Annotated in this window: 10 protein-coding genes; 9 read left to right on the top strand and 1 reads right to left on the bottom strand. The window is 43.8% G+C overall.

All coding sequences use genetic code 11. The features are described 5' to 3' along the window. Window positions 1–102: 102 nt before the first annotated feature. Complete coding sequence (gene acuI, locus PSI23_RS16910; protein WP_273556196.1) at window positions 103–1,077, bottom strand: acrylyl-CoA reductase (NADPH); 975 nt, start codon at window positions 1,075–1,077, stop codon at window positions 103–105. 881 nt (window positions 1,078–1,958) lie between these two features. Here acuI and mreB point away from each other — a divergent pair. The 9 genes from mreB (at window position 1,959) to PSI23_RS16865 (ending at window position 13,987) form a co-directional block, all read left to right on the top strand. Further along, the gene (mreB, locus tag PSI23_RS16905; protein ID WP_086113213.1) at window positions 1,959–3,002 is read left to right on the top strand and encodes a rod shape-determining protein MreB; all 1,044 of its coding nucleotides are present in this window, start codon (window positions 1,959–1,961) and stop codon (window positions 3,000–3,002) included. A 107-nt stretch (window positions 3,003–3,109) separates the two neighbouring features. Continuing rightward, on the top strand, window positions 3,110–4,177 hold the full coding sequence (gene mreC / locus PSI23_RS16900) for a rod shape-determining protein MreC (RefSeq protein ID WP_273556195.1): 1,068 nt from the start codon (window positions 3,110–3,112) through the stop codon (window positions 4,175–4,177). Beyond that, window positions 4,174–4,680, top strand: coding sequence for a rod shape-determining protein MreD (gene mreD, locus PSI23_RS16895; protein ID WP_273556186.1), 507 nt, complete (start codon window positions 4,174–4,176; stop codon window positions 4,678–4,680). Before mreC ends, mreD begins: the two co-directional genes overlap by 4 nt. A gap of 166 nt (window positions 4,681–4,846) precedes the next feature. Next, the gene (locus PSI23_RS16890) at window positions 4,847–5,434 is read left to right on the top strand and encodes a Maf family protein (protein ID WP_273556185.1); all 588 of its coding nucleotides are present in this window, start codon (window positions 4,847–4,849) and stop codon (window positions 5,432–5,434) included. Then, a complete protein-coding gene (rng, locus tag PSI23_RS16885) occupies window positions 5,431–6,900 on the top strand; it encodes a ribonuclease G (RefSeq protein ID WP_273556184.1) in 1,470 nt (489 codons plus the stop codon). Before PSI23_RS16890 ends, rng begins: the two co-directional genes overlap by 4 nt. 120 nt (window positions 6,901–7,020) lie before the next feature. Beyond that, the gene (gene yhdP / locus PSI23_RS16880) at window positions 7,021–10,872 is read left to right on the top strand and encodes an AsmA2 domain-containing protein YhdP (RefSeq protein WP_273556183.1); all 3,852 of its coding nucleotides are present in this window, start codon (window positions 7,021–7,023) and stop codon (window positions 10,870–10,872) included. Next, window positions 10,869–11,729, top strand: a complete 861-nt coding sequence (gene nit1 / locus PSI23_RS16875; RefSeq protein ID WP_273556182.1) for a deaminated glutathione amidase — start codon at window positions 10,869–10,871, stop codon at window positions 11,727–11,729. The genes yhdP and nit1 overlap by 4 nt, the downstream gene beginning before the upstream one ends. Before the next feature lie 5 nt (window positions 11,730–11,734). Then, window positions 11,735–13,180 (top strand): metalloprotease TldD, encoded by a 1,446-nt coding sequence (gene tldD / locus PSI23_RS16870; protein WP_273556181.1) that lies wholly within the window; start codon window positions 11,735–11,737, stop codon window positions 13,178–13,180. A gap of 48 nt (window positions 13,181–13,228) precedes the next feature. Beyond that, window positions 13,229–13,987, top strand: a complete 759-nt coding sequence (locus PSI23_RS16865) for a ribonuclease domain-containing protein (protein WP_273556180.1) — start codon at window positions 13,229–13,231, stop codon at window positions 13,985–13,987. Window positions 13,988–14,106: the final 119 nt, after the last annotated feature.

Raw genomic sequence — 14,106 nt, 5'->3', positions numbered from 1 at the left:
AACGGTTTGTCATCTCTTTCTGATAGCTAGAATTGTAAATTTGACGATAAAGCCCGACATTATAAACATATCGTGGCATTTAGCAGCTAAATACTGGTCTTATCAGCGTATCTTGACAATTGTTCTGCCAGTAATTTGATTGTTTATCAATTTATTGGCATGTTCGATCACTTGCTCTAATGTAATTTCATTGGCTGCTTGCTGATAAAAGGAATCGGGCAGCAGCTTTTGCAACCGCTGCCAAATGGCAGGACGTTTAGAGGCCGGAACAGTCACAGACTCCACTCCCTGCAAGCGGATATTACGCAGGATAAACGGCATCACGCTTGTGGGCAGTCGGATGTCACCCGCCATACCACAGGCGGCTACTGTACCGTTGTAACTCACTTGAGCCAGCAAGGTAGCCAATACCGTGCCACCAACGGTATCTATCACACCAGCCCAACGTTGTTTTTCCAACGGACGTGATGGTTGGTTGAAGTCACTGGCGGGCAAAACCTCTTTCGCACCCAGTGAGAGCAGATAACCTCGGCTGTCGGATTTGCTGCTAATCGCGGTGACGGAATAGCCCAGTTGTGACAGCAAGGTTATTGCTGTACTGCCAACACCACCACTGGCACCTGTTACGGCAATCTCTCCACTTTCAGGTGTCACGCTTCCTTGTTCTAACGCCATGACACATAACATGGCAGTAAAACCAGCCGTACCGATGATCATTGCTTGCCGGGGACTTAATTCGTACGGCAATGGTGTCAACCATTCACCAGATATTCTTGCTTGTTCTGCCAGCCCACCCCAGTGAGTTTCCCCCACGCCCCAGCCAGTCAGCAAAACATGTTGCCCTATGTGAAAGCGGGGATCCTCGGAATGATGGACAACACCAGAAAAATCGATTCCCGGCACCATCGGAAATTGGCGGATAATCTTCCCCTTGCCGGTAATGGCAAGGGCATCTTTGTAATTGAGTGTTGACCAATGGATATCAACGACCACATTACCTGATGGTAATTGAGATGCATCAATATCTTGAATCGATGCTGATAATGTTTCGTGTTGTTCCAGCAATAAGGCTTTCATGATCATTCTCTCTTGATTGGGTATATCTGGCATCGTCACCTGTTTCATTTCACTGTAATTTTGGCTATTACCGCGGGGGGTATTACCACAATGACGAGTATTACTACAATGATTAGTGTTACCACAATATAGATAAAATCTGATGTACTGAAACGGGCAAGCAACAATATTGTGATAGAGAGTGGTAAAACTGTGGTTACTTATTTTTGTTCAGGATGGCACTGTAAAAAGATAATAATATATAGGATAACAATACGGAGAGTGATTCCGCTAATAGGCGCAGAATAATCCTTATTTTTGTTGATTGCCTTTGAAACTGGCAATATTTTTTCAAATATTCTCCCTAATCTCACCAAATTCATCTATTGCTTTTATAATTAATAAACTATTTCACTTTGGGATCTTCCTTTTTAAGTTATTACTTTTCAGAACGTATTCGCGGATATTGCATAACCATAAAAATTGCGGATATCTTGAAGTTATCGGCATGATGCCATTTGCCACGGGTTCATGAGAGAAGAAAGTTTTTGAGAAAATGTGAATATTAGTCGAACTTGCTGAAATGGCGATAAGGCAATATAGAATCTTGAAAAGCGGGGTAGCCGTATCTCAATATGCACTATAATGTTGGTTTTTTGATGTATTAGGTGTTTTTGGGATGCTGCGATGAGGTTATTGGTGAAATTAGCCCATTTTTATGCAGTTTTTTTCTGCTCCGTTAGAGAAAAGTAACGTAGAATATCGTGTTTCTAATGTGAATAACGTAGCCACTTTTATTGAAGTAGTAAAAGTAGTTAATTATGCGCCTTGTCGCTGCTTCATGTGGTTGGTAGAGTAGACGGACAATCTCCGTCCCCAGCTTGCAGGATTATCCTTTCGTTATGTTAAAGAAATTTCGTGGCATGTTTTCCAACGATTTGTCCATTGATTTGGGTACTGCCAATACCCTTATTTATGTCAAAGGTCAAGGAATAGTATTGGATCAGCCCTCTGTCGTTGCTATTCGCCAAGACAGGGCTGGTTCACCAAAAAGCGTTGCAGCAGTAGGGCTGGAAGCAAAACAAATGCTGGGACGTACTCCGGGTAATATCGCAGCTATCCGCCCTATGAAGGATGGGGTTATTGCTGATTTTTATGTCACTGAAAAGATGCTGCAACATTTTATCAAACAGGTTCACAATAACAGTTTCATGCGTCCAAGTCCGCGCGTGTTGGTTTGTGTCCCTGTTGGTGCGACTCAGGTTGAGCGTCGTGCCATTCGTGAATCTGCCCAAAGTGCAGGAGCCCGGGAAGTATTTTTGATTGAAGAGCCAATGGCGGCTGCCATCGGTGCTGGTTTACCCGTTTCCGAAGCCACTGGTTCAATGGTGGTAGATATTGGTGGAGGAACCACTGAAGTTGCCGTTATCTCCCTCAACGGTGTTGTTTATTCTTCTTCTGTACGTATTGGTGGTGACCGTTTTGATGAAGCCGTCATCAATTATGTTCGTCGCAATTATGGCTCCCTGATTGGGGAAGCAACGGCAGAGCGCATCAAGCATGAAATTGGTTCTGCCTATCCAACGGATGAAGTGCGTGAAATTGAAGTGCGTGGCCGTAACCTTGCGGAAGGTGTACCTCGCAGTTTTACTCTGAATTCCAATGAAATTCTTGAAGCTCTGCAAGAACCATTAACGGGTATTGTGAGTGCTGTCATGGTCGCGCTGGAACAGTGCCCACCAGAATTGGCCTCCGATATTTCTGAACGGGGCATGGTGCTGACTGGCGGTGGTGCATTGCTGCGTAATCTTGATCGTTTGCTGATGGAAGAAACTGGCATTCCTGTCATTGTTGCTGAAGATCCATTGACTTGTGTTGCCCGTGGTGGTGGCAAGGCGTTGGAAATGATCGACATGCATGGTGGCGATCTGTTTAGCGAAGATTGAAAGTAACTCTGCGAGCTGGGAGGTGAATATGTTTTATCGGAGCCTCCTTGCTGATTGTTCAGGGGTTTATCATTAATGAGACAATACAGCTCGACAATACGCCATTTATGAAGCCAATTTTCAGCAGGGGACCTTCTCTGCAATTACGACTCTTTTTTGCTATCGTTATTGCCATTATTTTGATTGTGGTAGACAGTCGCCTTGGTGTTTTTAATAAAGTCCGTAGCTACATGGATACGGCTGTGAGTCCTTTTTATTTTCTTGCCAGCGGCCCGCGCCAGTTGCTGGACAGCTTGTCAGAATCCCTGTCTAAGCGCAGTAAACTTGAGCTGGAAAATAAAGACCTGCGTAATAAATTGCTTATACAAGACAGTAAATTGCTGCTGTTGGGGCAACTGCAACAAGAAAACTCTCGTTTACGGGAATTACTGGTTTCACCTCTGCTTCATAAGGAGCACATGATGGTATCGCAGGTAATTTCGGGGAGTATGGATCCTTATCGCGCCCAAATTGTCCTTGATAAAGGGGCTAAAGATGGTGTGTATGAAGGGCAGCCTGTTATCAGTGATCGGGGTGTGGTGGGGCAAGTCACTGCCGTGAACCAGTTGAGCAGCCGGATATTGTTGATTTGCGATCCATCGCATGCACTTCCTGTACAGGTGTTACGTAATGATGTTCGTGTTATCGCTGGTGGCACAGGGTGTACAGACGATCTCCTGCTAGAGCCTTTGCCAAGTGATGTTGACATTCGCGTTGGTGATGTACTCGTGACGTCGGGGCTGGGAGGGCGTTTTCCGGAAGGTTATCCTGTAGCTGTAGTTTCTTCTGTCAAAATTGATAATCAGCGAGCCCATGCGGTGGTTCGTGCCCGTCCATCCGCTGAATTGCGGCGTTTGCGCTATTTATTGTTATTGTGGGGTGTTAATAACAATCCATCTAAACCATTGCCACCTGAAAAAGTATCTGAAGCTGCCAATGAACGTTTAATTCCGCTGTTACCAAAGGTTTCGCCAAATCCATCAAATGAGACTCAGCAGTTACTGGCAACAAAGTCTGATGAAGCAAAAGATGGCAGTCAGGCGCAAACCAGCCATGCGCAAACATCGTCTACAACAAAATCAGTAGCGAAACCAACACCTAAACCGTCATCATCAGCTACAGGAAATCGTCAATGAGTCAATATCATCGCCGGGGAGGATGGGTCATTTGGTTATCTTTCCTGATTGCAATGGTGCTACAGATTATGCCGTGGCCGGAGCAGTTTTTTATGTTTCGGCCTACCTTATTGCTGTTGTGTTTAGTTTACTGGTTGCTTGCACTTCCTCATCGCGTCAGCGTGGGGACTGGTTTTGTATTGGGAATTATTACTGACTTGTTGCACGGAAGTATTCTGGGAGCGAACGCTCTGGCATTTAGCATTATCAGTTTTCTGGTGGCTTTCAAATTTCAGCTTATCCGCAATATGGCGCTTTGGCAGCAAGCTCTGGTTGTGGTCGGGCTTTCAACCTTGATGAACCTCTGTGTTTTTCTGGCTCATGTTTCGTTTCCAAAGAGTGTCCTTTATCCAGAGATTATCTTTCACCCGGAAGTGTTCTGGAATGGGTTGGTCAATGGTATTCTCTGGCCTTGGCTATTCTTATTAATGCGGAAAATCCGTCGTCAATTTTCCGTTCGTTAAAGACGAATTGTTGTATTTAATAAATCCAAATTACCAGATCCTGTATCTGATAGATTTCGAGTTACAGCGCTGTTAATAAACGGCTAATAAAAAGCAGCAACTTGAAAGGTGAAGGTACATAATAAATAAAAAAGCTGATGAAATAGATTCCTAAGGATAATTCACGATGAAAACCATTTATTTAGCTTCTGGCTCACCAAGACGACGTGAGCTGGTAGGATTATTGGATTTTAACTTTGAAATCCTGGCACCTCAGGTCGAAGAAAAATGGCGTGAAGGGGAGTCTCCACAGCAATATGTTACTCGATTGGCCAGAGAGAAATCACAGGCTGGCGTAGCAATTGCGCCACATGATTACCCCGTTCTGGGGGCTGATACCATTGTTGTATTGAATAACCATATTCTGGAAAAACCGCGAAATCAACAACATGCTGCGGAAGTGCTCAGTGCTTTGTCAGGCCAGTGCCATCAAGTGATGACAGCTGTTGCTTTATCGAACAATCAACATATCTTGAGTGAGATAGTCATTACAGATGTGATATTCCGCCAGTTATCCCAACAGGAAATACAGGAATATATTGCAACTGGAGAACCAATGGATAAAGCCGGTGCTTATGGCATTCAAGGTAAAGGCGGTTGTTTTGTCAGAAAAATTAATGGCAGTTACCATGCTGTTGTCGGCTTGCCACTGGTGGAAACGTATGAATTAATCACACGATTTTTAGCGTTAGCTGATGGGAAGGACTATTCATGACAGCAGAGTTATTAGTCAATGTAACACCATCCGAAACGCGGGTTGCTTATATTGATGGCGGTATCTTACAAGAAATTCATATTGAGCGGGAAGCCAGAAGAGGCATTGTCGGAAACATTTACAAAGGGCGCGTGAGCCGGGTCCTGCCCGGAATGCAGGCGGCTTTTGTGGATATTGGGCTGGAGAAAGCCGCTTTTTTGCACGCTTCGGATATTATGCCCCATACTGAATGTATTGCAGGTGAAGAACGGAAAAATTTCCATGTCAGGGACATTGCCGAATTAGTCCATCAAGGACAGGATTTAATTGTTCAGGTAGTGAAAGATCCCCTGGGGACAAAAGGTGCCCGCTTAACGACAGATATTACCTTACCTTCACGTTATTTGGTGTTTATGCCGGGAGCATCGCATGTCGGTGTTTCACAGCGTATAGAGAGTGAAGAAGAACGTGAGCGCCTGAAAAGTATCGTCATAGATTATTGTGATGAGCATGGAGGTTTTATTATCCGCACTGCCGCTGAAGGTGTGGGAACAGAAGAACTTGCACAAGATGCAGCATTTTTGAAGCGTCTGTGGAGTAAGGTGATTGAACGTAAGAAACGTAATATCACCAAAAATAAGGTATATGGCGAATTGGCATTGGCTCAGCGTGTTTTGCGTGATTTTGTTGGTGCTGCCCTTGATCGCATTCGAGTCGATTCCCGCCAAACATTTACCCAATTACAGGAATTTATTGATGAATATATTCCTGAGATGAACGCAAAACTGGAACATTATCAGGGCAATCAGCCGATATTCGATCTGTATGGCGTGGAAAATGAAATTCAGCGCTCGCTGGAACGTAAAGTGGAATTAAAGTCAGGTGGCTATCTGATAATTGATCAGACGGAAGCCATGACGACAATTGATATTAATACCGGTGCTTTTGTTGGGCATCGCAATTTGGATGAAACTATCTTTAATACCAATATCGAAGCAACACAGGCAATCGCCAGACAATTAAGGCTCCGTAATTTGGGCGGTATTATTATCATTGATTTTATTGACATGGGTAATGAAGAACACCGCCGCCGTGTATTGGCTTCCTTAGAGCTGGCATTAAGTAAAGATAGAGTGAAAACAACGATCAATGGTTTTTCACAATTAGGTTTGGTTGAGATGACGCGCAAGCGTACACGAGAAAGCATTGAACATATCTTGTGTGATAATTGTCCAACTTGTCAGGGACGTGGCACGGTAAAATCCATCGAAACCGTATGTTATGAAATCCTGCGCGAAATTGTACGGGTCAATCGAGCAATAGATGCTGATCGTTTTCTGGTTTATGCCTCTCCAGCCGTTAGTGAAGCCCTGAAAGGGGATGAGTCCCACGCATTGGCTGAGGTGGAAATTTTTGTGGGCAAGCAGGTCAAAGTGCAGACAGAACCGCTTTACAGTCAGGAAAAATTTGACGTTATTATGATGTAAGACAATTAGTTTATAAGGTCGAATCTGCAAAGGCTGGCTTGTAAGATCTGGTTTTTGTCAGGTCTAGTTTATAGCAGACTGGTTTGCAGAGAAATAGCGCTGACAACCAAGGAGAAATGCGTGAGGCGACTGCCGGGGATATTATTAGCGACAGCCGCAATAGTCATTATCATTGTGGCTTTGCTTGTCAGCGGGTTGCGTTTCTTCCTGCCACATATCAATGAATATCGTCAGCAATTAGTAGAAAAAATTGCTGACGTGACGAATGTTCCTGTCAATATTGGTTATATCAAGGGTCGTTGGGAACCCTTCGGCCCCAGTCTGGAAATCCGTGATATCAGTGCAAAAGCGGAAAATGTCGATATTCATGCCAAAAAAGTCATACTTTCTTTGGATGTATGGCGTTCACTTTTACAACGGCGCTGGTATTTTCGTGAGCTGTCTTTTTACCAGCTTCAGGTTAATTATGATAAGACTCTGTTTGGACAAGGTGGTGAAAATAGGCTTTCTAAGTCAGATAGACTATCTACCTTGTTTCTTGAGCAATTCAATCATTTTGACCTGTATGACAGTCGCTTAACCTTTTTAGCGCCATCTGGTGAAAAAGTTGAGCTGCTATTACCGCAACTGGCATGGCTGAATAAAGATAACCGTCATCAGGCACAGGGCAGTGTAAACCTCTCTTCGATTAATGGGCAAGAAGGTGTTGTTCAGGTGAGCTTTGACCTGCAAGATATCAATGGGGCTGTGGATAGTGGCACTGTTTATTTGCAGGCCGATGATATCGATATGCGGCTGTGGTTAAGTCGTTGGTTTAGGGATAGTACAGGATTGGATAATGCCCATTTCAGTTTAGCCAGTTGGATTACTTTGAAGGACGGGCGAATTGATAATGGACTTTTGCAGCTCAGGAAGGGTAGGGCAAACTGGCACGTCGGAAATGAAAAGCATCAGCTTGCAGTTAATGAGTTCCTCTTGCAAATGCGCCGTCAGGGTGAAGGATGGTTGTTTGATATCCCGAATCTGGCAAGCCTGAAAACTAATGAGCATCAATGGCCTGAGGGAAAGATTTCGACGCTGTATGTTAAACAGGCATACAAATATCAGGGTAAAGATCATTGGCGTATCCGTGCTGAAAATATCCGGCTTGAATACTTGAACGGGATATTGCCGATACTCTCCTTTATGACACCGGATACCGTTAAGGATTGGCAACATCGTCAGCCGACAGGGATGATTGACAATTTTGCCCTCGATATCACACCAGAGCTTCCTGATGATATGGGAATCCGCATGAAATGGCGGGATGTAAGCTGGTTACGCTGGAAAGAACTGCCTGCAATCAACCATTTCAGTGGCATGTTAGATAGTAATAAACAGTGGGGAAATCTCAATTTTGCATTGAAAAACAGCATGATTGATTATGGCTCTATGTTTCAGGCTCCACTTGATATTGCCAGCAGCGAAGGTCAGATCTCTTGGAGAAATGATCAAAATGGCATGGAAGTATGGAGCCAAGGGCTGGATTTGCAGGCAAAATCGTTATGGCTTAACGGAAATTTTCATTACTTGGAACCACGCAATAAACAGCCTGTTTTGGCAATGTTAGCAGGGATTAGAGCTAATGATCTTGGGGAAGTATGGCGCTATTTTCCCAAACCACTGATGGGGGAGTCTCTGACAAACTATTTGACCTCCTCCTTGATTAAGGGAAAGGTTGATAATGCCACTTTGGTTTTTCGTGGTGATCCTCATGATTTCCCATTTAAACAGAACAATGGCCAATTTCAGGTATTTGTCCCCTTGCGCCATGCGACCTTTCAATACCAACCCGATTGGCCGGCTCTGTTTGATTTGAATATCGATCTGAATTTTCAGAATAACGGTTTGTGGATGCAGGCACCGCGAACGAGCTTGGGAAAAGTCGAAGCCACTCAAGTTTCGGCAGTAATTCCAGACTATGGCAAGCATAAGCTGTTTATTGATGCTGAATTATCTGGAAATGGAAAGAATATCCATGATTATTTCAACCAAAGTCCGATGGCGGACTCGATTGGCGCTGCGCTAGAGAGTTTGCAGCTTGATGGCAGGGTGGATGGAAATCTCCATATGGACATTCCCTTGGATCATGGCGAAGTTGCTGCAAGTGGAGAAGTGGTGCTGAAAGATGTGGATCTGTTCATCAAGCCACTGGATAGTAAGGTGGAGCATCTCAATGGAAAATTTCGCTTTGACAATGGCAACTTAAAAAGTGAGGCATTATCGGCTAACTGGCTGGGAAATCCCTTGTCTCTGAGATTTGCTACCCAAGATTTACCAAAGCATTATCAGGTTAATGTGAAATTGGATTCACACTGGGAGGCGAAGACATTAACGCAGCTTCCTGCGGGAATTCGGAACAAGCTATCCGGAACGCTGAATTGGCTGGGGGATGTGAATATTACGATACCTTCTGGTGATTCGCCTGAAAAGAATGCAAAAAATGAAAAGAATGATGTGAAATATCGTGTCGCAGTTAGTGCAGATTTGTCACATTTGAACAGTAAATTACCAGCCTTGGACACAAAATCCCTGAAAGAATGGAATAAGCTCAATGTCCATGCCGAAGGCAATATGAACCAGCTCCAGATAAAAGGATTAATCGGCAAACGATATGCGTTCAATACTCAGTGGATGTTGGAAAAAACTCATACCAGATTGCAGCGGGGAATTTTTCACACGGATGGCAATGGGATCCCTGAGTTGCCGAAAAAATCGTTATTAGCCTTAAATTTGCCTGCCTTAAATTTGCCTGTAGTAGACGGCGACAAATTATTGGCGTTGCTTGGAGCTGTGCGTTGGAATTCATCGAAAGATAGTGGTTTGTTGTGGCCAAGCATCTTTGAAATTTCATTGCCTTCACTGGATCTGGTTGGACAGCGTTGGAATCAATTGACATTCAATGTTGTTCAACAAAACGGCGGAATGAAAGTGAGCGCACAGGGGCAGGAGATTAATGGAAGTCTTCTGATTCAAAAGAATAAACCGATGCAGGCATCAATTAATTATATTTATTACGATCCCCTGTTTGCGGCAGATTCGTCGATTGATGACAAAAGTTTAACGTCAGATAAGGCATCTGCGCCTCATTATTCTCTGGGTAGTTGGCCGGCACTGGATGTCAAATGTGCAGAATGCTGGGTTGCTGGACTAAAACTTGGCAAAATATCTGGATTGATCATACCAGAAAATAATTCTCTGATTTTGACCAATGGGCGAATGGAAAACAGTGCTGTAAACCTGACGTTATCGGGTCGTTGGTATGAAAGCAATATCGGAAATCATAGCTATATCAAAGGGAACTTATCGGGAAATAAATTCGATGATATGGCAGCTTATCTGGGGTTTATCGTTCCAATTGTTAATGCGCCTTTCGAATTTGATTTTGATTTGAAGTGGCAAGATGTGCCATGGCAGCCAGATCTCAAGACATTGAATGGGAAGCTGACTGGAGAAATAGGGGAAGGCGCTATCGCTAAATTGGGTGGCGGCAGAGCCGGGCAATTATTAAGGCTTATCAGTTTTGATGCGTTGTTGCGTAAATTACAATTGGATTTCAGTGACACATTCAGCAATGATTTCAACTTTGATTTTATTAGTGGTGATGCAACCATAAAAAATGGTGTTATGTATACCGATAACTTTCTCATCGATGGGTTGGCTGCGGATATCAATGCTACAGGGCAAACAGATTTAGTTCATCGCCGGATCAATATGGAACTGGTGATTACGCCAGAAATTTCGACAACGGTAGGCGTCGCGACGGCGTTTGCGGTCAACCCTGTTGCTGGTGCGGCAGTTTTTGCCGCGACAAAAGTACTGAGGCCTCTATGGAGTAAGATATCGGTAATTCGCTATCGGTTAACCGGCAGCCTCGAACAGCCTAAAATTGATGAAGTTTTACGTCATCTTAAGGAGGATAAAGGGCCATGAGAAACGTCAATGTTGCACTTTTGCAATTATGCAGTGGTACAAATGTTAAACATAATTTAGCGCAAATTGAACAACAGATTAAGCAATTACCAGAAACAGTAAAACTGGTTCTGACACCAGAAAATGCTCTGTTGTTCTCTGGTGCTGATACTTATCGTGAATATGCAGAAACACAGGGAAGTGGGCCATTGCAACAGGCAGTGAGCGAAATGGCACAACGTTACGGTGTTTGGCTGCTGATTGGTTCTATGCCGATGATCAGTCGGGAAGACCCTACTCGTATCACAAGTAGTAGCCTGTTGTTTGATGATCAAGGAGAAATTAGAGCACGTTACGACAAAATCCATATGTTTGATGTCAATATCAACGATGAACACGGTGCTTATAATGAATCCACTATTTACCAGCGTGGGGAACATATTACTGTTGTTGATACGCCCGTTGGTCGTTTGGGTATGGCTATCTGTTATGATCTGCGTTTTCCTGGCCTTTTTCAGGCATTGCGTGAACAGGGCGCAGAAATTATTTCTGTTCCTGCGGCTTTCACCCGCCTGACTGGTAAAGCGCATTGGGAGCCTCTATTGAAAGCCCGTGCCATTGAAAATCAGTGTATTATTCTGGCGCCTGCACAGGTTGGTGTACACGGTACGCGCAGAACATGGGGGCACACAATGGCGGTGAATGGCTGGGGAGAGATTATTAAGAAAAACCCTCTGACAGTCAGCGCATTGCAGCTTAATATCCGTCAGGATAGTTTGACTCACATGCGTGAGCAGATCAAAGTGGTGAAACACAATCGCTTCCGTCCACAACTAACTTCTTTGCTAAAAAAGAATACAAATCAAGATAAAGAGTAATCAATATGAGTTTAACTTATGTCAGTGAATATTTACTGACGGCTAATAATTTGAATCATCAAGACTTATTTTCTGTTCTGAGTCAATTGTCGGAACGCCGTCTGGACTATGCCGATCTCTATTTCCAATCCAGTTATCATGAAACATGGGTATTGGAAGATCGCATAATCAAAGATGGCTCTTATAACATTGATCAAGGAGTGGGAGTTCGCGCGATCAGTGGAGAGAAAACGGGTTTTGCTTACGCAGATCAAATCACATTAAATGCGTTACAGCAAAGCGCCCAGGCTGCGCGCAGCATCGTACGAGAAGCTGGTAATGGGATTTCTCATACATTAGGTGCAGTGACACATAAGGCGCTTTATCCGGCAATTAATCCTTTGCAGAGCATGAGCCGGGAAGAAAAAATTGCTTTGTTGCATCGAGTTGATCAAATTGCACGAGCGGAAGATCCCAGAGTTCGGGAAGTAAACGCCAGCTTAACAGGTGTGTATGAACAGATGCTGGTTGCCGCAACAGATGGTACATTGGCAGCAGATATCCGCCCATTGGTGCGTCTTTCTGTAAGTGTATTAGTGGAAGAGGATGGTAAGCGTGAGCGCGGTGCCAGTGGTGGCGGTGCCCGTTATGGTTATGAATACTTCCTGCGTACTGAAGATGGTCAAATTTTGGCCGAGCAGTTTGCTCGTGAAGCGGTTCGTATGGCACTGCTCAATTTGTCAGCTATTGCTGCGCCTGCTGGCACAATGCCAGTCGTCTTGGGGGCAGGATGGCCGGGTGTTCTGCTGCATGAAGCGGTAGGGCATGGTCTGGAAGGAGACTTCAACCGTCGTGGTACTTCTGTCTTCTCTGGTCAGATTGGGCAAAAAGTGGCTTCAGAGTTGTGTACTGTGGTTGATGACGGCACGATTGAAGGGCGCCGTGGTTCACTGGCTATTGATGATGAAGGCGTTCCGGGGCAATACAATGTGCTGATTGAAAATGGCATTTTGAAAGGTTACATACAGGATAAACTCAATGCCCGCTTGATGGGTGTGGCTCCGACGGGTAACGGTCGTCGTGAATCTTACGCACATTTGCCAATGCCACGTATGACTAATACATACATGCTGAAAGGGAACTTTACACCGGATGAAATAATCGCTAGTGTTGATAGTGGCCTATATGCATCAAATTTTGGTGGTGGGCAGGTGGATATCACATCCGGTAAATTTGTTTTTTCAACAAGTGAGGCCTATTTAATTGAAAACGGCAAAATTACCAAACCAGTTAAAGGTGCAACTTTGATTGGTTCTGGTATTGAAGCCATGCAGCAAATTTCAATGATAGGAAATAATCTGGCTCTCGACAAAGGTGTAGGTGTCTGTGGTAAAGAGGGACAAAGTGTACCAGTTGGGGTTGGGCAACCAACCTTGAAGTTAGACAACCTGACCGTGGGTGGGACAGCCTGATGATTTATTAAACTCAATAATAGATGTAATCGTATATTTGAGGTTATCATGAAAAAAGGCACATCAGTTTTTGTAGTATCAATTTTGGTTGTATTATTGGTTTTGGCTATAGTGTATTTCGCCTTTAGCAAAAGAAGTTTTGTTCCTAGTGTCGTAAATACAAGTAACATAAGTACATTGAATTCAACTGGCAAAGGTACAAATGACAAAGGTACAAATGACAAAGGTACTACGAAGCAAGGCGCTGTTTCTCCAGATAAATCTCCACAAGATAAAAATACAGTTTCTTTAGATAAACCGCCTTTGCAAGATAAAGGTAAAGTTTTTTTAGATAAGTCTGTACAAGATAAAAATACAGTTTCTTTAGATAAGCCACCTTTGCAAGATAAAGGTAAAGTTTTTTTAGATAAACCACCTTTGCAAGATAAAGGTAAAGTTTTTTTAGATAAACCTTCTAATCAAGCTTCTAAGAATATTGAGCGTTTGACGAAATATTCTTCTGTTGCGGCCTACATCAATAAACGTCACAGACTGCCGCCCTTTTACATTCAGAGAGGAAAGGCTTTTCAACTTGGTTGGGATCCCAAGAAAAGAAATTTATGTGAGGTAGCACCGGGCAAGGCAATTGGCGGTGATCGGTACAACAGACGTGATAATAAATTGCCGCAAAAGCCTAATCGTACATGGTTCGAAGCAAATGTGGATTATCAGTGTGGTCACGGAAGCAAAGCCAAATTGATCTATTCTAGTGATGGCCTTGTTTATCTAACGGACAATCAATACAAAAGTTTTAAAAAAATCTACTAAAAGTTTTACCTAATACTACAGCCGTAATCCCTATTGTGCCATGATGGGGCTCTTCTTCCTTAAATAAAAGGCGGTGTCACATGCCATCCCCTGCCAAAATCTGGGAACAGGCGCTACAG

The sequence above is a fragment of the Xenorhabdus yunnanensis genome (assembly GCF_028598805.1).
In the GTDB taxonomy this organism is placed as follows: domain Bacteria; phylum Pseudomonadota; class Gammaproteobacteria; order Enterobacterales; family Enterobacteriaceae; genus Xenorhabdus; species Xenorhabdus yunnanensis.
Note: the sequence above shows the minus strand (reverse complement) of the source record. Positions and strands in the feature narration are given on the sequence as shown.